A 19,941-nucleotide genomic window follows, 5' to 3' on the forward strand; every position below is an offset into this window, starting at 1 on the left:
CCGCTTTCGCGAGCAGGCTCGCTCCCACATTGGGAAGTAGTGTTCTCAGGTAAAAATCGGTCGGCTGTCAGGCCGCCTTCGCTGGCAAGCCAGCTCCCACAGAACAGCAAAAGCAAACCCGGGCCATCCCCACGCGGCGAAGCCGAGAGCCTGGTCGGCCCAAGGGCCGCCAAGGCTCAAAGCCGAAAATGCCCAACCATCGAGCGCAACTCGCCGCCCAACTGCGCCAGCTCAACACTCGAAGCCGCATTCCCGCGCATCGCCACGGAAGAGTGATCCGCGCTCGCACGAATCTGCGTAACACTGCGGTTGATCTCCTCCGCCACCGAGCTCTGCTCCTCCGCCGCCGCCGCGATCTGCTGATTCATCTGCTGAATCAACGACACCGCCGCGGCAATACTCCCCAGCGCACTCTCGGTCTGCAACGCATCACTGACCGCCAGCTTCACCAGTTCGCCACTGCTGCGAATCTGCTGCACCGACGACTGCGCCGCCGCGCGCAGGGCACTGACCAAGCGTTCGATCTCCTCGGTCGATTGCTGCGTACGCCGTGCCAGCGCACGCACTTCATCGGCCACCACCGCAAACCCCCTGCCCTGCTCCCCGGCCCGCGCGGCTTCGATTGCCGCGTTCAGCGCCAACAGATTGGTCTGCTCGGCCACGCTCTTGATCACCTCCAGCACCGTGCCGATATTCTGAATTTCGGCGCTGAGGCTCTCGATGCTGGAACTGGCCGAGGTCGCTGAATCCGCCAACTGCTCGATCCGCGCCATGCTTTGACGCACCACCTGCTGGCCGCTCTCGACCTTGTCATCCGCCGTCTGCGCCGCGAGCGCCGCCTCTTCGGCATTGCGCGCGACGTCATGTACCGTGGCGGTCATCTGGTTCATGGCGGTGGCGACCTGCTCGGTTTCCTCCTTCTGGCTGTTGACCTCCAGATTGGTCTGCTCGGTCACTGCCGACAGCGATTGCGCGGAACCGGCCAAGCGCTCGATACCGGCCTGCAAGCCGCTGACAATCGTGCCGAGACCGGCAGCCATCTGCTGCATGGCCAACATCAATTGCCCCATTTCATCGCGGCGCGTCACCTCGACCTTCGCCGTCAGATCACCCGCAGCAATCTGCTGCGCCACGCGAATCACACTGCGCAGCGGCGCCACGATCAGGCGCGTGATCACCCACGCGGCGAGCAATCCGACCAACAAGGCCAGCGCCGAAGAGCCAATGATCAACACAGTGTTCTTTTTCAGCTCCGCCTGCATCGAAGCATCTTCGGCGACGTAGGCCTGATTGACCCGGTCCACCACCTGCGCCGCGCGCTGATGCAGTTGGTCATAAACCGTTTTTTCTTGCGCCAGCAAACCGGTGTATTCAGCCAGTTTCTCGTTGAATCCGGCGATATGCCCCGACACTTCGTTGAGCACCGTCAGATAGCCCTCGTCCTTGACCGTGGTTTTCAGCGCCTCGGCCTGCTCCTGCGCTTGCGCGGCCTGCTCGATGTTGCCCTGACCGGCATTTTCGGTATCGCCCTTGCGGCTTTGATCCAGCCGCACGCGCGCCTCGTTCATCGCTTGCAGCATCAGTCGCGAGACCTGACTGACCTGATTCGCCTGTTCGATGAACTGGGCGCCGTCCTTGCCCTCGGTGTCTTTCAACGTGTAGGCGCCATCATCGGCCAGGCCGCTCTGCAACACGTCGAGGTTATTGGCCACGCTGGACACCGACCAACTGGCCATCTCCAGCGCGAGGTCCTTGGCCTGGCTCAGCGAGACGAATTCATCGAAGGCCTTGCGATACGCGCCCAGCGCTTGCTCGACATCGCTCATCACCGGCACATTGGCCGGGGAATGTGCCTTGAGCTCGCCGGCAAGAACGATCAGCCCATCGACGCCTTCGCGCAAGGCATCGGCGGTTTTCGGATTGCCGCGCAGGGCGTATTCCTGCTCGAGCAGGCGCACCTTGAGCAGGCCGCTGTTGAGCGCGGACATCTGCTTCAAGCCGTCGAAACGCAGACTGATGGTTTGCAGCGACCAGACGCCGATCGCCGCCACCAACGCAGTCAGCAACAAGACCAGCACAAATCCGATACCCAGTTTTTTCGCCATACCGAGGTTGGCAAAACGTCCTTGCACGGCCGAAATCATTGCGCGTAGTCCCCTGCCAAAGTCTGTTGCCGAAGATTCGCAACGGGCTCGAACCAGCACAAGACTCTGGCGTCGGAATAATGGCAAAAAGCTACGCCCGCGTCGTTTTCAGAATGCTGGAGGTCGATCCGCGCAAGTATTGCGAAAAAACTGCCGGGCCCGTGGGTCGCAGGCACAGGCCACATTGATGCGCTGCCAGTCACCGCACTCACCGCTGGGACTGAAGGCGTCCGCTGCTGACAACTCCAGCCCGCAGTGCTGGGCCTGCCTGCGCACCGACGTCTGGTCGCGCAAGCGTGCCCGCGCCCAGATGAACAGCCCGCCAACCGGCTTGCCGAACACTTCCCACTCGGCATCTTCCAGGGCCTGCAAGGCCGCCGCGCGATCGGCATTCAAGCGCTGGCGCTGACGCTGCACCAGTTTGCGATACGCACCGGTCGCCATCAGCCTGGCCAGCACCGCCTCGGCCAGCCTCGAACAGCCCAGGCCGCTGATCATCTTGACCTCCGCCAGGCGCTTCAGCAGCTCGCTGTCCGCCAGGACAAAGCCGATCCGCAACGAACTGCTCAGTGTCTTGGAAAAGCTGCCGACATAAATGACCCGGCCGCCATGGTCCAGCGCCGCCAACCGCGTACCGTTGCCGGTGTGCAGATCAGCGTAGACGTCATCTTCGATCACGCGCAGGTCGTAGGTCTTGCTCAACTGCACGATACGCTGGGCCACCGCAGGCGTCAGGCAACTGCCGGTGGGATTGTGGTGATGACTGCCGATGAACAGGGCGCCGGGACGAAACTGACGCAGCACCGACTCGAGCATGTCGATGTCCGGCCCGCTCGGCGTACGACGAACTTCGAGCATCTGTACGCCGTGCAGACGCAACAGGTCAAACAACGGTGCATAACCGGGCGTTTCCACCACCACGCAATCGCCAGCCTTGAACAGGGTGCGCACGATCAGATCGAGCGCATGACTGGCACCGCTGGTGCTCATCAGCCGGGTACTGCAGGCGTCGATATTCAGCAGTTTCAGACGCTTGGCAATTTGCTCGCGCAGCGCTGGCAGGCCCAGTGGCGAGCTGTAGTTGAACAGGCTGGCCATGTCGGTGCGTGCCACCTCGCGCAGCGCGTAGCTGAGGTCGTCGGGCTCACGCCAACTCGGCGGCAAGCCTCCTTGCCCCAAAATCAAGCGACTCGTTGCGGCGTCCACCTCATCACGCCATGCGGGGCGGCCCTCGCACGCTGCCCATTCCGAGTCCGCTTCGCGCAATGCCGGCGAGGCCGCGACGATGAATCCCGCGCCCTGGCGCGTGGTCAATACGCCTTGCGAGACCAGGCGCTCGCAGGCTTCGACAACGCACGACTGGCTGAGCAGATTCCCCCGGGCGATTTGCCGTACGGAGGGTAACCGGGTGGCCGGCGGGATGCCGCTTTGCACAATCCAGTCAGTCATTCCGTCGACGATCTGCTGCACGACCGGCACCATTGCCTGTCGGTCAATTCTCAGTTCCATGAGCTCGCAAACTCCTGTCAGTTTTGCTGGCAGCAGTAAATCACAGCCGCACCGCCGAGGCTGTGCGACAACACCGCCAAATGCGCCAGTTCTAACGGTTTGATACACATTGTTTAACGGTATTCACAGGGACCGACCGCGAGGTACAAAAAAACCCGCACGCAGGCGGGTTCTTTGTATTTCGGCAACTTTCAGAACGCTGTCACGCCGCCGTCCACCGCCAATGAGTGCCCAGTGGTGAACGTTGCGCCATCGCTGCACAGATACAGCACCGCGCTGGCGATTTCCTCGACCTTGCCAATGCGCCCGACCGGGTGCATGGCGTTGGCGAACTCGGCCTTCTTCGGGTCGGCTTCATAGGCACGGCGGAACATGTCCGTATCGATCACTGCCGGGCACACTGCGTTGACGCGGATTTTCTTCTTCGCGTATTCGATCGCCGCCGACTTGGTCAGGCCGATCACCGCATGTTTCGACGCCGCGTAGATGCTCATCTTCGGCGCCGCACCCAGCCCGGCCACCGACGCCGTGTTGACGATCGCGCCACCGCCCTGCGCCAACAGCAGCGGCAACTGATACTTCATGCACAGCCAGACGCCTTTGACGTTGACGCCCATGATCGCGTCGAATTCGTCCAGCGTACCGTCGGCGAGTTTGCCCTTCTCGATTTCGATCCCGGCGTTGTTGAAGGCATAGTCGAGACGACCGTAGGTATTGATCACCTCATCCATCAGATTTTTCACATCGCTTTCCAATGTCACGTCGCAGCGCACGAAGGACGCTTCGCCACCGGCTGTACGAATCAGCGCCACCGTGCCTTCGCCGCCGGCCGCGTCCAGGTCAGCCACCACCACTTTCAGGCCCTCGGCGGCAAACGCCAGGGCTGTCGCGCGGCCGATGCCGTGGGCGGCCCCCGTGATTACAACCACCTGACCGGAAAACGTCATGCTCATGGGTATGTCCTCGAACGCAAAAACTGGAAGATGTTGGCGTCGCAGCATAGCCAAGGGCAGCGAAAGCGCGTCAGCACTATGCAATCGCTGTTTACAGGCCCATGCGCCGCAGTGATAAAACCCGCCCCGTAACCATCACTGCACTGGATCGACTCGCATTCGCCGTATCAGCCAACCTTGCGACATCGGCGTTGAAGAGCTATCAACAAGGCTTCATTCCATTCGAGTGCCTGTCATGACCAACCAGACCAATCGCCAGTTCCTGCTCGCCAAACGCCCGGTGGGCGCCGCGACCCGCGAGACTTTCACTTATCAGGAAGTTCCGGTCGGCGAGCCACAGGCGGGACAGATCCTGGTGAAAAACGAATACCTGTCCCTCGACCCGGCCATGCGTGGCTGGATGAACGAAGGCAAGTCCTACATCCCGCCGGTCGGTCTCGGTGAGGTCATGCGCGCACTGGGCGTGGGAAAAGTCATCGCCTCGAACAATCCCGGCTTTGCCGTCGGCGATTACGTCAACGGCGCTCTGGGTGTGCAGGATTATTTCCTCGGCGAGCCGCGCGGCTTCTATAAGGTCGACCCGAAACTCGCGCCATTGCCACGCTATTTGTCTGCACTGGGCATGACCGGCATGACCGCCTACTTCGCCTTGCTCGACGTAGGCGCACCGAAAGCCGGTGACACCGTGGTGCTGTCCGGCGCCGCAGGTGCGGTGGGCAGCGTGGCCGGGCAGATCGCCAAAATCAAAGGCTGCCGCGTCGTTGGCATTGCCGGCGGGGCCGACAAGTGCAAATTCCTCATCGACGAATTGGGCTTCGACGGCGCCATTGATTACAAGGCCGAAGACGTCGTGGCCGGTCTGAAGCGCGAATGCCCGAAGGGCGTGGACGTGTATTTCGATAACGTCGGCGGCGACATTCTCGACGCGGTGCTGAGCCGCTTGAACATGAAAGCGCGGGTGGTGATCTGCGGCGCCATCAGCCAGTACAACAATAAAGAAGCGGTCAAAGGCCCGGCCAATTACCTGTCACTGCTGGTCAATCGCGCGCGCATGGAAGGTTTTGTGGTGATGGACTACGCCGCGCAGTTCGCCAGCGCCGCGCAGGAGATGGCCGGCTGGATGGCCAACGGGCAGCTCAAGAGCAAGGAAGATGTGGTTGATGGGCTGGAGACGTTCCCCGAGACGCTGATGAAACTGTTCAACGGCGAGAACTTTGGCAAGTTGGTTCTGAAGGTTTAAGGCCAGCCTGAAACCAATGTGGGAGCGAGCCTGCTCGCGAAAGCGGTGGATCAGTCGATAATGATGCCGACTGACACTCCCTTTTCGCGAGCAGGCTCGCTCCCACAGTTGGATCTTCAATAAGCTTTAGGCGATTTCGGCTACGACTGCGGCCAACGCCTGCGCCGGATCTGTCGCCTGGCTGATCGGACGGCCGATCACCAGATAATCGGAACCGGCATCCAGCGCCTGACGCGGGGTCAGAATGCGCCGTTGATCATCCTGCGCGCTGCCCGCCGGGCGAATCCCCGGCGTCACCAGTTGCAGCGACGGGTGCGCGGTTTTCAGCGCCGACGCTTCCAGCGCCGAACACACCAGACCGTCCATCCCGGCCTTCTCGGCCAGTGCCGCCAGACGCAGCACTTGTTCCTGCGGCTCGATATCCAGACCGATACCGGCCAGATCCTCGCGCTCCATGCTGGTCAGCACGGTCACACCAATCAGCAACGGTTGCGGACCACTGCGCTTGTCCAGCTCTTCACGGCAGGCGGCCATCATGCGCAGACCGCCCGAGCAGTGCACGTTGACCATCCACACACCCATCTCGGCAGCGGCTTTCACAGCCATCGCAGTGGTGTTGGGGATGTCGTGGAATTTGAGATCCAGAAACACTTCAAAACCCTTGTCACGCAGGGTGCCGACGATTTCCGCCGCGCAACTGGTGAACAGTTCCTTGCCCACTTTGACCCGGCACAGTTTCGGGTCCAACTGGTCGGCCAGCTTCAGTGCGGCGTCACGGGTGGGGAAATCCAGGGCGACGATGATAGGAGTCTGGCAGGCGGACATGGATGGGCTCTCAGGCTGGTCGAAAACGGCGCGCATTGTAGCGGAACCGGCGGCGGCGCGGCACCCGATGATCGGTAAATCGTCGCGCTGGCGGTTATCAGCTTAGCCGGCGCGGCTATTGTGTCGACTCCGATACACAACCGACACGCCGGCAACACGCACCCGGGTTAGCCTCGCCCGGCGCAACACGTCCTTACAACAGCACTTCCCGCCCCCCGGCCGGACGCCTATGCTGAAACCACCCCTGGCAGTGAACAGCCCCATGCACAACGCCCCGACAACCGTGACGGATGAAAGCAAAGACGACAAGCGCTGGAGCATCCGCGCGCTGATCGTCGACGATGACGTGCCGATCCGTGAGCTGATGATCGATTACCTCGCCCGCTTCAACATCCACGCCAGCGGCGTCACCGACGGCGCAGCGATGCGCCAGGCGCTGCAGGGCGAACATTTCGACGTCATCGTCCTCGACCTGATGCTACCCGGCGAAGACGGTCTGTCGCTGTGTCGCTGGCTGCGCGCCGAATCGGACATCCCGATCCTGATGCTCACCGCCCGCTGCGAACCCACCGACCGCATCATCGGCCTGGAACTGGGCGCCGACGATTACATGGCCAAACCGTTCGAACCACGCGAACTGGTCGCCCGCATCCAGACCATCCTGCGCCGCGTGCGCGACGACCGCACTGACCAGCGCGCCAACATTCGCTTCGACAACTGGCGCCTCAACAGCGTCCTGCGCCAAGTGGTCGCCGACAACGGCCTGGTAGTGCCCTTGTCCAACGCCGAATTCCGCCTGCTCTGGGTCTTCATCGAACGCCCGCGCCGCGTGCTCAGCCGCGAACAACTGCTTGACGCCGCTCGCGGTCGCTCGATCGAAGCCTTCGACCGCAGCATCGACCTGCTGGTCTCGCGCCTGCGGCAAAAACTCGGTGACGACCCGAAAGCCCCGCAGTTGATCAAGACCGTGCGCGGCGAGGGTTACCTGTTCGACGCGCGGGACATCGGCTGATGAAGGCGCGCTTGGACACCCTGTTCGGTCGCCTGTTCGGGGTGCTGTTCGCGGCGATTGTCCTGGCGCACCTGCTGGCCTTCGCCTGGTTCAGGCTCTACGGCCCTCCTCCGCCCCCACCACCGCCCGAGTTCTCAGCGAACATCGACGGCCAACCGCCCATGCGCGACGCCGCTTATCCACCGAGGCAAGCGCGCCCCTGGTTCGGTGGCCCGGTGGTGCCGCTGACCTTTCAATTCATCACGCTGATGATCGCCGCCTGGTACGGCGCCAAACTGCTCACCCGGCCGATCCAGCGCCTGAGCGACGCCGCCGAGCGCCTGAGCGAAGACCTCGACAGCGACCCCCTCGACGAATCCGGCCCGCGCGAAGCCCGGCAAGCGGCGCACACCTTCAACCTCATGCAACGGCGCATCCGCGAACAGGTCCAGCAACGCGCGCGCATGCTCGGCGCCGTCTCCCACGACCTGCGCACGCCACTGTCACGGCTGAAACTGCGCCTGGAAAACATCAGCGACGACAAGCTGCAAAGCCAGATGCGCCAGGACCTGGACGACATGATCGGCATGCTCGACGCCACCCTCACCTATCTGCACGAACAACGCACCAGCGAAGCCTTGCAGTTGCTGGACGTGCAGGCGCTGGTCGAATCGCTGAGCGAAAACGCCCAGGACCAGGGCGCCGATGTACAGGTCAGCGGCCACTGCGCGCCTTTGCCAGTACAACCGATGGCGCTGCGCTCGTGCATCAACAACCTGCTGGACAACGCCCTGCGCTACGCCGGACAGGCACGGATTGAACTGCTGGAACAGCGCGAAGAACTGCTGATTCGGGTGATTGATCACGGACCGGGTATTGCTGAAGAACAGCGGGAAGCGGTTTTTGAGCCGTTCTATCGACTGGAGGGATCGCGTAATCGCAACTCCGGCGGCGTAGGGCTGGGCATGACCATCGCCCGCGAAGCCGCGCAGCGGTTGGGTGGGCAATTGACGCTGGAAGACACACCGGGCGGCGGGTTGACCGCAATTGTTCGGTTGCCGCGGTGCTCGCTCCCACATTGGAGTGGTGTTCATCCGGGATAATGGGTTGGCTGTGAGGGCGCTATCGCTGGCAAGCCAGCTCCCACAGGGGATCGAGTGATCTCAGAGGGCGATGGGTTGGCAGTGAGGACGTCATCGCGAGCAGGCTCACTCCTACACTTGGACTGGGTACAACCTCAAGAAACAGGTCGGCTGTCAGGCCGCCTTCGCGAGCAGGCTCGCTCCCACAAAATCAAAAGCAAAAGCAAAAGCAAAAGCAAAAGCAAAAGCAAAAGCAAAAGCAAAAGCAAAAGCAAAAGCAAAAGCAAAAGCAAAGCAGCGCAGCTGCCCGCGGCGAAGCCGCCCCACTCAACAATGAGCGCAAGCTCGAGTACTGCTTTTGATCTTGATCCACCGGCGACGTCGGAAGGCTGAGCGGAGGGATTGATCCGGGCGTGGGAGCGCAGCGACCGTACGACGCAGTCGTACACAGCGAGTGTAGGTGCAGCGAAGCAAACCGGAGCCGCTGCGCCCAGATCGATCCCGCAGCGAAGGAACCCGAGCCTGCGAGGGCCGAACGCAGGAGCAAGCCTTTTGGGTTACCTTTTTGGCGTTTGAAAAAGGTGACCCGCCGTAAGGGCGGAACCGCCAGCCGCCGCAGCGAAACATTCGGATATTCACACCAAACAAACCCAAGCATGGTCGGCCCAAAGGCCGCCAAGCCCCCCCCTAGACCCGAGCCTGACTCTTACTCCAATCCGTCAAAAGACTATAAGCCACAGCCAACAACGTAGGCCCAATAAACAACCCGATAAAGCCAAACGCAATCAACCCGCCAAACACCCCGAGCAACACAATCACCAACGGCAGATTACCGCCACGGCTGATCAGATACGGCTTGAGCACGTTGTCCACGCCACTGATGATGAACGTCCCCCAGATCCCGAGAAACACCGCCATCCCGTACTCGCCCTTCCACGCCAACCACGCCGTGGCCGGCACCCACACCAGCGGTGGCCCCATCGGAATCAGACTCAGCAGAAACGTGACGATCCCCAGCACCAGCGCCCCGGGAACCCCGGCAATGAAAAAGCCGATCAACGCCAGCACTGCCTGCGCCGCCGCTGTACCAATCACACCGTTGACCACCCGCTGCACCGTACCGGCGACAAGTTCGATGTAATAGCCAGCACGATCACCAATCAAGCGCTGCAGCAGACTGTGCACAAACGCCGCCAGTCGCGGACCGTCACGGTAGAAAAAGAACACGAACACCAGACTCAGCGTCAGCTCGAGAATCCCCCCGCCGATCTGCGCGCTGCGTGCCAGCAACCAGTTGCCGACCTGCCCCAGATACGGCTTGATCGAGACCATCAACGCCGCGCCCTGTTGATCGATGCTGTCCCACATCGACACCAGCCGCTCACCAATCAAAGGCACGCTGCCAAGCCAGGTCGGTGCTTCCGGCAAACCGTCGACCTGCACATCCTTGATGAATGCCGTGGCATCGCGCACATGATCGGCGAGGTTGAAACCCAGCCACACCAGTGGCGCCGCCACCAGCAACATCCAGCCCAGTGTCAGGATCAACGCGGCCAGCGATTCGCGGCCATTGAGCCAGCGCGTGAGCAAACGCATCAGCGGCCAACTGGCAAACGCCAGCACCGCGCCCCAGAACAGCGCCGACCAGAACGGCGCCATCACCCAAAGGCTGGCACCAAACAACACCAGCAGCAGAATCTGCACCAGCAGGCGATCGTTATTGAGCATGGGAAGTCCCGGCAAAGTCAGTCAGCGAAAGAGTAGGCGAACACTGTGTGCGTGCTCGCCCGGCACAGCTTATCGCAACAAGTCGATGCGCAGGCCCGAGCCTTCGAGATTGCCGGCTTCCAGACGTGCCGCCCGTACGCCCTGATTGATCAGCGCCTGGCGCCAGGCTTCGGCCTTGGGCCCGGAAACCGTGACCCGCAAGGTCGTGTCGAGATTCAGACCACGGGAAATCAGGCGCAACCAGGTGGCATCCGGTTCATCGACCAGTTTCGGAAAATCCAGCTCGCCGGTGCTTTTCAACTGACGCAGCAGGGTCGCCGAGGTCGGCAGCAATTCGCCCAACGGCGCAGTCGCCTCGAACTGTTCGACATGCAGATAGGCTTTGCGATTGCCGCGAGTGATGCTGTAAAGCGCCACCAGCGTGTTGTCCTTTGGCGCCGCCAGCCTCAACAACAGATAAGCCTGTTGCTCGTCAGAGCCATACAGCTTGGCGTTGCCGAACACCTCGTTGGCCCACAGGCTGCTTTCGCCGCAATCGCGGGCCTGGCACCAGAACAGCAATTCGGCATCCTGCTGTTGCAGGGCTTCGCGGGCGGCAGTAAAGGCTTCGGTGGCGGAATGTTCCGGCGGCAACTCGTAGGTCACCGAGGTAGTCTGGCCGCGGGCGGTGACCTGACCGTCGAACCGCAACTGGCCGCTGATCTTGCGGATCGAGCCCAGCGGGTAGATGCGCTCCAGCTCGGCCGCCGGGCGATAGTCGACGATCTGAGCATCGGCCAGACGCGGCACGATTTGCAGATCCTGGCTGCCCGGCACATCGGCAGCGAAGGACAAGGAGCTGAAGCAGCACAGCGCGAAGAGACTGAGTGACCGCATAGTCAGCCTCACCGGACGGTCATGGCTGGGCGGGTCGGGGTCGCAGCGGTATAGAAATCCATCGAGTTTGTCTCCCATTTCAACCCGCCCAGCCTCGACAGTTGCCCGCTGCAAGTCAAGGCATGGCGAAGAAGCGATTGAAACAGTCTGCTACAAGACCTGCGCCAGCCTCGTCATTCAGGTGCAAATGATGCCCGCCCGGCAACTGTTCGTGGCTGAAGGGTAGACGCTCCAGCAACTCAGGATGCCTGGCCAACATGCCATCCGCCGCGACCACCAGATGCGCCGGGCAACTGACGCGCGAGGCAAACGCCATCGCCTGTTCTTCCGTCAGGCGCAGCGGCGATGGCAGGGTCAGGCGATTGTCGGTGCGCCAGGTGTAACCGCCGGGCACCGGCATCAAACCGCGCTGGGCCAACAGTTCAGCGGCTTCGCGACTGACCGCCACCAGGCCTTTCATCCGCGCCTCGATGGCACGCTCGAGGGTGGTATAGACCGGTTTGCGCTTGTCCCGCAGAGCGAGTTGCGCCTGTAACGCCATGCCCATGCGCTCGGCAGCGTTTTCGCCCTTGTCTGTCGGAGGAATCACGCCGTCGATCAGCGCCAGATGGCTGATGCGCTCGGGCAGCGAACCAGCTAGCACCATCGAGACAATCGCGCCCATCGAATGCCCGAGCAGGCCGAAACGCTTCCAGCCCAGTTGTTCAGCGACTTGCAGCACATCATGGGCGTAGTCCCACAGCGCATAACCGGCGCCGCTTGGTCGATGAGCGGAATGACCGTGGCCGGCCATGTCCAGCGCGACGATGCGCAAGCCATCAAGCTTGGGCGCCAGTCGCGCGAAGCTGTTGGCGTTGTCGAGCCAACCGTGCAACGCGATCACCGGCAAGCCGTCCTCGGGGCCGAAAAGATGAGCGGCCAACTCGATATGCGGCAGGTTCAGGCGCACTTCTTCGCAGGTCGGGCTCATGCGCAATCCTTGTTCTGCCGCTGTTCCCAACGCATGAACAGATTCTTGAGCAGCCGAGCCGTGTCCTGCGGACGCTCCAGCGGGAACATGTGCCCGCCAGGCATGCTCAGCGCCTCGCCCTGGGGCAGACGCGAGACGAAACGCGTGTGATGGCGCATGACAACCCGGCTCTTGTGCCCCCGCACGATGGCCAGCGGCACCTGCAACTGGCGGGTGCGCCCGGGACTGGTGTGCGGCACGCCGCGATAAATGCTGATTTCGGTGGCCGGGTCAAAACGCAGACGCAGCTTGTCGTCGACCTGATGCAAACCGTGTTGCAGGTAGGCATCGAAGCATTCCGGATCGAAGCCGCGAAACAGGGTTTTGCCGGAAAAGTAACTGCGTGCACTGTCGAGATCGGCGAATTCTTCACGCCGCCCGAGGGTGCGCCCGGCGGGTGTCAGCCGGTCGATGAAACCAAAGCGCTTGGCCGCGCGAATCACCCACTGATCAGTGCGGGTCAGTACTGGCGAGTCGAGCATGACCACGCCGCGATACAGCTCGGGACAACGCAACGCCGCGTGCAAATGCAGCAGACCGCCAAAAGAATGGCCGACGCCCCACACCGGCTGCTCCTGCTGCTCGAGGTGATGGATCAGTTCATCGACCAGGTTGTACCAGTTGTCGTCCGCCGGAAAACGCGGGTCATGGGCATGCTGCTCCAGATGCGCGACCCGATACTCCGGCGCCAGCGCCGCGAACAACTTGCCATAGGTCCCCGAGGGGAAACCGTTGGCGTGGGCGAAAAAGATCGGTTGCGACATGCGGGCAAATCCATGAGCGGGAATCGTGGCGTTGATTGTCCGCAAGAGCCGGCGTCGCAGCAATGACTGTAAGTGCCAGGAATGATGACAGTCCGGTCAGGGTGATGTGCATCAGCGAGACCGCTGCCCCCTCACCCCAGCCCTCTCCCCCAAGGGGGCGAGGGGGAAAGGGAGCAGATCGGGGGAGTGTCCGGGACCTGAGCTCGACTCGAATTATCAGGTCGACGAGGATCGCGAAAACCACACGGTAGGCTCCCTCTCCCTCTGGGAGAGGGCTGGGGTGAGGGCTCGACCTGACGGAACCCGATAGATGTCAACGCAGCGGCGGCTGTTCCCCCATCGGCACCACCGCCATGGTCAGGCGCGACACGCAACTGGCCTTGCCTTCGTCGCTGGTCAAACGGATGTCCCAGACATGCGTGGTGCGGCCGATATGAATTGGCGTGGCCACCGCCGTCACCCTTCCGCTACGCAAGCCGCGCAAGTGGTTGGCGTTGATCTCCAGGCCGACGCAATAGAATTTGCTGGCATCGATGCACAGATAACTGGCCATCGAGCCGACGGTTTCCGCCAGCACCACCGATGCGCCGCCATGCAGCAGACCGTAAGGCTGGTGGGTGCGATGGTCGATGACCATGCTCGCGGTCAGCGACTGTTCGTCGAAGGCTTCGAAGCGAATATCCAGCACTTCGCCAATGGTGTTCTTCTGGATTGCGTTCAACTGTTCAATGTCGGGAGTAGTACGCCACAAGCTCATCGCAGACTTCCTTTGTTGTTGTAATCGACGCTCAATCCTGCCACAGCACTGCCTCGCTGCGCGCGCTCCATTCTTCGAAACGCTCGCCGTAGCGGTCTTCGATGACGTTGCGTTTGATTTTCAGGGTCGGCGTGAGGAAGCCGTTGTCCACCGCCCAACTGTCCTTGACCACTACCAGTCGGTGCAGGCGTTCGTGCTTGTCGAGGGCGGCGTTGACCTCCTCCAGCAATTTTTCCAGGCTCGCGTGCAGGCTGGCACGAGGCTCTTGCTGATTGACCGCCGACAGCACGCACAACCCCAGCGGTGCACTCAGGCCATCGCCCACCACGCATACTTGTTCGATGCGTGAATGCACGGCCAGACGGTTTTCGATCGGCGCCGGCGCGACGTATTTGCCCTTGCTGGTCTTGAAGATTTCCTTGAGTCGCCCGGTCAGGCGCAGGCGCCCTTCGCTGTCCTGCTCGCCCTTGTCGCCGGTGCGCAGAAAGCCGTCGGCAGTCAGCGTCTCGGCAGTTTTCTGCGGTTCCTTGAAATAGCCGAGCATGTTGGCCTGGCTGCGCACCTGCACTTCGCCGGACTCATCGATGCGCACCTCGACTTCCGGGCACGGCTGGCCGATCCAGCCCTGTTTGTATCGCCCCGGCAGACAGATATGCGAATAGCCGCAGCCCTCGGTCATGCCGTACACCTCCAGCACATCGAGGCCAAGTTTCTGATACCAGGCGAGCAAGGTCTGCGGCACCGGCGCGGCACCGGACAACGCCACGCGCAAGGCATCCAGGCCGAGCCCGGCCAGCACCTTGTGGCCGACCCGCTTGCCGATGAAGGGCAACCCGAGGAGGAAGTCCAGACGCTGCGCCGGGATCTTGCTGTACACACCCATCTGGAATTTGGTCCAGATACGCGGCACGCCGAACATTGCCGTCGGCCGCGCGCGCTGCAGATCGGTGATGAAAGTCTCGAGGCTTTCGGCGAAGAAAACGGTCTGGCCGGTATAGATCGAGGCCAATTCGACAAACATGCGCTCGGCGACGTGGCACAGCGGCAGATACGACAGCAGCCGATCGTTCTCGTTGAGCCCGAACAACTGCGTGCCGCGACTGGTAGCGAAACCGAGATTGGCGAAACTGTGCATCACGCCTTTGGGCAGGCCGGTGGTGCCGGAGGTGTAAATGATCGTCGCCAATTGCTCGGCGGCGGGACGTGGATCGTCCTGGATTGGCGAACAGCTCTGCAGATCCGCCCAGCTGTAATCGAACTCGCCCGGCGGATGCAGTGGCAGGCTGATGGTCGGTAAACCCGTCGGCACGCCTTGCGCCATGCCTGCCCAGTCATCGAGCTTACCGATGAACGCCAGCGCACTTTCCGAGTGAGTCAGCACCTGCGCAACGGATTCAGCGGTGAGATTGGGGTACAGCGGCACCGACACATGCCCGGCCATCCAGATCGCCAGGTCGGCGATGATCCAGTGCGCGCAATTTTTCGAGATCAGGGCGATATGGCTGCCGGGCGGCAACTCCCGCGCCCGTAACCAGTGCGCGGCGCAGCGGGCCTGATGGCCGACATCGGCCCACGTCAGCGTCTCGACCTGACCGCCGCCGATGGGCTGCACAAGAAAGCGCTGGCGCGGGTGCCGGGCTTCCCGTTCGTAGAACACGTCCAGCGGCAAACGGAAGGCGGCAGACATGCGACTCGCTCCTGTTTTTTTGGTCTGGAGCAAGCGTAGTCAACCAAGCAAGTGCTTGGTTGGAATTTTCAAACAAATAATTTCATGGGTTGGCAGAAATCAATGTGGGAGCGAGCCTGCTCGCGAATGCAGTATGTCAGCCCCAAAAAAGGGTGAATGACACGCCGCCTTCGCGAGCAGGCTCGCTCCCACAGGGATATGGCGTTAAGGGTGCTTGAGGCTGTTGAGCTTCATCGAGCCAATCAGCAGCTCGCTGTGCTCAAGCTCCGCCAGCCCCGCCGTACTGACCCGCTCCGGCGGATGCCCGGCGCCGTGCTGCAGATAGCTGAGCAGATTGCCCACCAACGGGTTGTGGCTGACCAGCAGCACATTGCTCACCGACACCAATTGCTCGGCGACCTTGTCCGGATCGCTCTCCGGCGTCAGCCACTCGACCGTGCGAATCTCCGGCTCGAAACCCAATGCGTCGCGCACGATCTGCGCGGTTTGCTGCGCGCGCAGATAAGGGCTGGCGTAAATCGCCGTCAGCGGCTGGCCCATGAGATGCGCGGCGCTGCTCAGGACTTCCTTACGACCATGCTCGGTCAGCTCGCGCTCGGAATCGATCTTCGAGTGAGGCACCGCCTCACCATGACGCAATACCCACAGTTTCATAGTTTGGGCTCCTCATCGCGCACCGGATGCGCGGCCGGGGCGACGGTGTGCGGCGCCTCACCTTCCGGGGTGCGCGGCGCCGGCCAGTCGGCGAACGGCCAGGGCTTCTGGTCACTGTGAAACGTGCCGAAGCGGCCGATCTGCGCGAGGAACTGGCTGAGGCTGTCGCCGAAATTCATCAGGCTGGCGCTCGGTGCGCCGTAGATCAGGCGGTAGATCAGTTGCACCAATACCACCGCGCCGAGGATGAATTGCGCGACTTGCCAGACCAGCAGATAAACGATCATCCACAACACCCGCAGGAGGATGGATTCGTACTGGGTTTCGCTTTTCGGATCGTTCATGGCTTGCTTCCTGTCCGTGTAACAGCTGAATCAGTTGAAACCGCTGGTGGAAATAAAGTCGACGTCGGTTTTCGGCTCGGCACGCATCAGTAGACCGATCACCTGCTCCAGCGTGCGTCCTTCGAACAGGATCGCGTGCAGCCCGGCGACCAGCGGCATGTACACGCCAACTTCCTGGGACTTGGCCTTGAGCACTTTGAGGGTGTTGACCCCTTCGGCAACCTCGCCAAGACGCGACACCGCTTCGTCGAGGCTCAAACCCTGACCGAGGGCGAAGCCGACCTGATAGTTGCGGCTCTTGGGCGATGAACAGGTGACGATCAGATCGCCAACCCCCGCCAGACCAAGGAAGGTCATCGGGTTCGCTCCCTGATTCACGGCGAAGCGGGTCATCTCGGCCAAGGCGCGAGTGATCAGCATGCTCTTGGTGTTCTCGCCCATCTCCAGCGCCACCGCCATGCCGGCGATGATCGCGTAAACGTTTTTCAACGCACCGCCCAGCTCGACACCGAAACGGTCGGCGCTGGCGTAAACGCGGAAGGTGCGCCCGTGCAGGGCGGCTTGCACCGCTTTGCACAGTTCTTCGTCTTCGCTGGCGACCACCGTGGCGGTCAGCGCGTGCTCGGCGATTTCCCGCGCCAGGTTCGGCCCGGACAACACGCCGATCCGCGCCTGCGGGGCGATCTCTTCGAGAATCTGGCTCATCAGCTTGAAGGTCTGCGCTTCGATGCCTTTGGTCAGGCTGACCAGCATCTTGCCGCTCAAGCGCTCGGCGTGGGCGGCGAGTACCGTGCGCAAGGCGCTGGATGGCAGCGCGACAAAGCACAGATCGCAGGCATCGAGAGTGGCCTGCAGGTCGGTGACAGCGGTCACCCCCGGGAGAATCTTGATGCCTTTGAGGTAACGCGGGTTTTCGCGGTTGACCCGGATGGCCTCGGCCTGCTCGGGGTCACGCATCCACTGAAGGACTTGATGGCCGTTCTCGGCCAGCAGATTGGCCACGGCGGTACCAAAACTTCCGCCTCCCAGGACCGCAATCGGGCGCTGTTCAGTCATATGCAATCCGTTAATCCATACCAGTGGCGATGCCGGGCATTATACGGGGCGACCCGGTGGCGGCCAGCCCCAGCAACAATTACCGACATTTGTAGGAAGAAGACCAATAAAACCTAGGAAAATGCCTGCAACGTCACTGGAAAAGTCGCAGCCCTCGGTTAACATGCGCGCCAATTCTTCTCTCTGCAGGCTGTGTCGTGTTTTCTGGCCCTCCTTCCCCGCGCTCGCCCCTGTTACTCGCGCTGATGTTCAGCCCGCTGGTGCTGGCGGACGATCTGTTCGTCGACAGCCAGACGCTGCCGCCGGTGCTTACGGCCACGCGCCTTAAGCAGACCCCGGCCGAAGTACCGGGGAGCATGACCGTTCTCGACAGCGAATTGATCAGCGCCAGCGGCGCCCGCGACATCAGCGAATTGCTGCGACTGGTACCGGGAATGATGGTTGGCAGCATCAACGGCAATCAGCCAGCGGTGAACTACCACGGCACCAACGCCAGCGAAGCACGGCGCATGCAGGTGTTGATCGATGGCCGTTCGGTGTATCGCGCCGGGCTGGCGACGGTGGACTGGAGCGATATTCCGGTCGCGATGGAAGATATCGAGCGGATCGAGGTGTTTCGCGGTCCGAACACTGTCAGCTACGGCGCCAACGCATTGATGGCGGTGATCAACATCATCACTCGCCACCCGGCCGACAGCCACGGCACGCGCCTGAAGATCACCCGTGGCCAGCGTGGCATCAACGACTTTTATGCCAGCCAGGGCACCGGTTGGGATGGCGGCGATCTGCGCTTGTCGCTGTCCGGCCAGGAAGACGACGGTTTCGACAGCGACCGCAACGGCGCCGATTATCGCGACAGTCGGCGCTTGAACCGTCTGAGCTTGGCGGTCAGCCATGATCTCAATGAAGATCAAAGCCTCGACTGGCAGCTCAACGCCAAAGACGGCAGCAATCAGCGGCCTTATACCTACCGCCCGGTGTTCTCTGGGATTACCGACGCCGGGAACAATTCCGACGTGGTGGCCAAGGATTACGCCGGTTCGGTGCTCTGGAACCTCGACATCAATCCCGAACACAGCCTCTATGTGCAAGGTTCGGCGCAGCACTGGGATCGCCAGCAAGTCTGGCGCGCCTGCGATGCCGAGGTGTCGTTCAGCCCCGAGCTGGCGCAGTTGTGGCAGCTCAACCCGAATTACACCGAACGGCTGGCGCGCAACATCACCCGGTTCACCGGCCCCGGCGCGGCGCCCGGCACGCCGCAGGAAATGGCGCTGGCCAATCAAGTGCTCGAGCAATGGCGCAACGGCGCCAGCCAGACCTTGTGCGGCGATATCGACCAGAGCGCCCGCGAGTCGCGTTACGACCTCGAACTGCAGGACACCCTCAGCCTGGCAGACAGCCTGCGTCTGGTCAGCGGCCTGAATTACCGCTACGACCGCGCCGACTCCGAAACCTACTTCAACGGCACCCTCGACGACACCACCTGGCGCGCCTTCGGCCAACTGGAATGGCGGGCTACCGAGCACTGGCTGGTACAGGGCGGGGCGATGTTCGAAGACACGCAACTGATCGGCAGCTCGCTGACCCCGCGCTTCGCGGTCAACTACCTGATCAACCCGCGTCATGGCCTGCGCGCGGTGTACTCGGAGGCGATCCGTTCGCCGGACATGTTCGAGAACAACGTCAACTGGAGCTATCAGGTCAGCAACCTGCGACCCTCGGCTTACGGCCAGTCGTCGGCGCGCTATTTCGTCAAGACCCGTGGCCCCGGTGATCTCGATCAGGAACACATGCGTTCTCGCGAGTTGGGCTACAACGGCTACTTCGCCGAACTGGGGCTGGCCGTGGACGTGAAGCTGTTCTACGACGAAATCACCGGCATGATCAGCGAGCCGCTGCGCAACAATCAGTACATCGCCAGCAACGCCAACAGCTCGCGCTTTCGTGGCAGCGAAACGCAACTCGACTGGCGCCTCAGCAGCGCCGACCGCTTGCGTTTGACCTACGCCTTCGTCGACGCCGAGGCGAGCAATCCGCTGGACCAACAGTTCACCTCGCGTAACAGCGGTTCCGCCGGTTGGCTGCGCAATTGGGGCCATGGCTGGAACAGCGCCCTCTTCTATTACGGCGACAACGCGCTCAACGGCTATCGCTTCGAGCGCGTCGACACGCGCATCGCCAAACGCATCGCCATTGGCAAAGCTCAGCTGCAATTGGCCGGCGTGCTGCAACAGCGCCTCGATCATCAGCCGAACACCTTCGTCGACAACAATTACGATGAACGCCGGGTAATGTATTTCAGTGCCGAGCTGGAGTTCTAGG

At 62.0% G+C, this 19,941-nt stretch carries 18 protein-coding genes and 1 pseudogene; 4 read left to right on the plus strand and 15 right to left on the minus strand.

Going from position 1 to position 19,941, the window contains the following annotated elements:
• Window positions 1-176 precede the first annotated feature (176 nt).
• From ACZ9BE_RS17005 to ACZ9BE_RS17020, 4 genes and pseudogenes are all read right to left on the minus strand, one after another.
• Entirely contained in the window at window positions 177-1,058 is an 882-nt protein-coding gene (locus tag ACZ9BE_RS17005; RefSeq protein WP_372241007.1) for a methyl-accepting chemotaxis protein, read from the minus strand.
• A pseudogene (locus ACZ9BE_RS17010) lies at window positions 1,038-2,144 on the minus strand (HAMP domain-containing protein); the annotation flags it as partial. The gene ACZ9BE_RS17005 and the pseudogene ACZ9BE_RS17010, both read right to left, overlap by 21 nt.
• A gap of 108 nt (window positions 2,145-2,252) precedes the next feature.
• A complete protein-coding gene (locus ACZ9BE_RS17015) occupies window positions 2,253-3,653 on the minus strand; it encodes an aminotransferase-like domain-containing protein (RefSeq protein ID WP_457262327.1) in 1,401 nt (466 codons plus the stop codon).
• 191 nt (window positions 3,654-3,844) lie between these two features.
• The gene (locus ACZ9BE_RS17020) at window positions 3,845-4,606 is read right to left on the minus strand and encodes an SDR family oxidoreductase (protein WP_460161188.1); all 762 of its coding nucleotides are present in this window, start codon (window positions 4,604-4,606) and stop codon (window positions 3,845-3,847) included.
• Window positions 4,607-4,841: 235 nt separating this feature from the next.
• On the opposite strand from ACZ9BE_RS17020, the gene ACZ9BE_RS17025 reads away from it, so the two are divergent.
• Window positions 4,842-5,846, plus strand: a complete 1,005-nt coding sequence (locus ACZ9BE_RS17025) for an NADP-dependent oxidoreductase (protein ID WP_041479470.1) — start codon at window positions 4,842-4,844, stop codon at window positions 5,844-5,846.
• A 126-nt stretch (window positions 5,847-5,972) separates the two neighbouring features.
• Here ACZ9BE_RS17025 and pyrF read toward each other — a convergent pair whose 3' ends face one another.
• Window positions 5,973-6,671 carry an orotidine-5'-phosphate decarboxylase gene (pyrF, locus tag ACZ9BE_RS17030; RefSeq protein WP_122746841.1) on the minus strand — a complete coding sequence of 233 codons (699 nt, stop codon included), beginning with the start codon at window positions 6,669-6,671 and terminating at the stop codon, window positions 5,973-5,975.
• Window positions 6,672-6,933: 262 nt separating this feature from the next.
• Here pyrF and ACZ9BE_RS17035 point away from each other — a divergent pair, with 262 nt between their 5' ends.
• Window positions 6,934-7,683, plus strand: coding sequence for a response regulator (locus ACZ9BE_RS17035; RefSeq protein WP_041479472.1), 750 nt, complete (start codon window positions 6,934-6,936; stop codon window positions 7,681-7,683).
• Window positions 7,683-8,765 carry an ATP-binding protein gene (locus tag ACZ9BE_RS17040; protein ID WP_476249722.1) on the plus strand — a complete coding sequence of 361 codons (1,083 nt, stop codon included), beginning with the start codon at window positions 7,683-7,685 and terminating at the stop codon, window positions 8,763-8,765. Before ACZ9BE_RS17035 ends, ACZ9BE_RS17040 begins: the two co-directional genes overlap by 1 nt.
• Window positions 8,766-8,918: 153 nt before the next feature.
• Here ACZ9BE_RS17040 and ACZ9BE_RS17045 read toward each other — a convergent pair whose 3' ends face one another.
• The 10 genes from ACZ9BE_RS17045 to ACZ9BE_RS17090 form a co-directional block, all read right to left on the minus strand.
• Window positions 8,919-9,071, minus strand: a complete 153-nt coding sequence (locus tag ACZ9BE_RS17045) for a hypothetical protein (protein WP_476249723.1) — start codon at window positions 9,069-9,071, stop codon at window positions 8,919-8,921.
• A gap of 360 nt (window positions 9,072-9,431) precedes the next feature.
• Entirely contained in the window at window positions 9,432-10,472 is a 1,041-nt protein-coding gene (locus tag ACZ9BE_RS17050; RefSeq protein WP_056788161.1) for an AI-2E family transporter, read from the minus strand.
• Between the two features lie 69 nt (window positions 10,473-10,541).
• Window positions 10,542-11,348: a DUF4892 domain-containing protein gene (locus tag ACZ9BE_RS17055; protein ID WP_252878714.1), complete on the minus strand. Its 807-nt coding sequence runs from the start codon at window positions 11,346-11,348 to the stop codon at window positions 10,542-10,544.
• Window positions 11,349-11,463: 115 nt separating this feature from the next.
• The gene (locus ACZ9BE_RS17060; RefSeq protein ID WP_056788155.1) at window positions 11,464-12,318 is read right to left on the minus strand and encodes an alpha/beta hydrolase; all 855 of its coding nucleotides are present in this window, start codon (window positions 12,316-12,318) and stop codon (window positions 11,464-11,466) included.
• On the minus strand, window positions 12,315-13,121 hold the full coding sequence (locus tag ACZ9BE_RS17065) for an alpha/beta fold hydrolase (protein ID WP_041479594.1): 807 nt from the start codon (window positions 13,119-13,121) through the stop codon (window positions 12,315-12,317). The genes ACZ9BE_RS17060 and ACZ9BE_RS17065 overlap by 4 nt, the downstream gene beginning before the upstream one ends.
• 313 nt (window positions 13,122-13,434) lie before the next feature.
• Window positions 13,435-13,878, minus strand: coding sequence for a hotdog fold thioesterase (locus tag ACZ9BE_RS17070; RefSeq protein ID WP_095181596.1), 444 nt, complete (start codon window positions 13,876-13,878; stop codon window positions 13,435-13,437).
• A gap of 31 nt (window positions 13,879-13,909) precedes the next feature.
• Window positions 13,910-15,565 carry an AMP-binding protein gene (locus ACZ9BE_RS17075; RefSeq protein WP_375122542.1) on the minus strand — a complete coding sequence of 552 codons (1,656 nt, stop codon included), beginning with the start codon at window positions 15,563-15,565 and terminating at the stop codon, window positions 13,910-13,912.
• A 204-nt stretch (window positions 15,566-15,769) separates the two neighbouring features.
• Window positions 15,770-16,219 carry a phosphohistidine phosphatase SixA gene (gene sixA / locus ACZ9BE_RS17080; protein ID WP_258707078.1) on the minus strand — a complete coding sequence of 150 codons (450 nt, stop codon included), beginning with the start codon at window positions 16,217-16,219 and terminating at the stop codon, window positions 15,770-15,772.
• Window positions 16,216-16,563 (minus strand): DUF4389 domain-containing protein, encoded by a 348-nt coding sequence (locus tag ACZ9BE_RS17085; protein ID WP_016773653.1) that lies wholly within the window; start codon window positions 16,561-16,563, stop codon window positions 16,216-16,218. The genes sixA and ACZ9BE_RS17085 overlap by 4 nt, the downstream gene beginning before the upstream one ends.
• A gap of 30 nt (window positions 16,564-16,593) precedes the next feature.
• Window positions 16,594-17,619 carry an NAD(P)H-dependent glycerol-3-phosphate dehydrogenase gene (locus tag ACZ9BE_RS17090; protein WP_024013958.1) on the minus strand — a complete coding sequence of 342 codons (1,026 nt, stop codon included), beginning with the start codon at window positions 17,617-17,619 and terminating at the stop codon, window positions 16,594-16,596.
• A gap of 245 nt (window positions 17,620-17,864) precedes the next feature.
• Between ACZ9BE_RS17090 and ACZ9BE_RS17095 the strand changes: the two genes are divergently transcribed.
• Window positions 17,865-19,940 (plus strand): TonB-dependent receptor plug domain-containing protein, encoded by a 2,076-nt coding sequence (locus ACZ9BE_RS17095; protein WP_476249724.1) that lies wholly within the window; start codon window positions 17,865-17,867, stop codon window positions 19,938-19,940.
• Window position 19,941: the final 1 nt, after the last annotated feature.

The organism is Pseudomonas sp. TE9122, assembly GCF_056278925.1.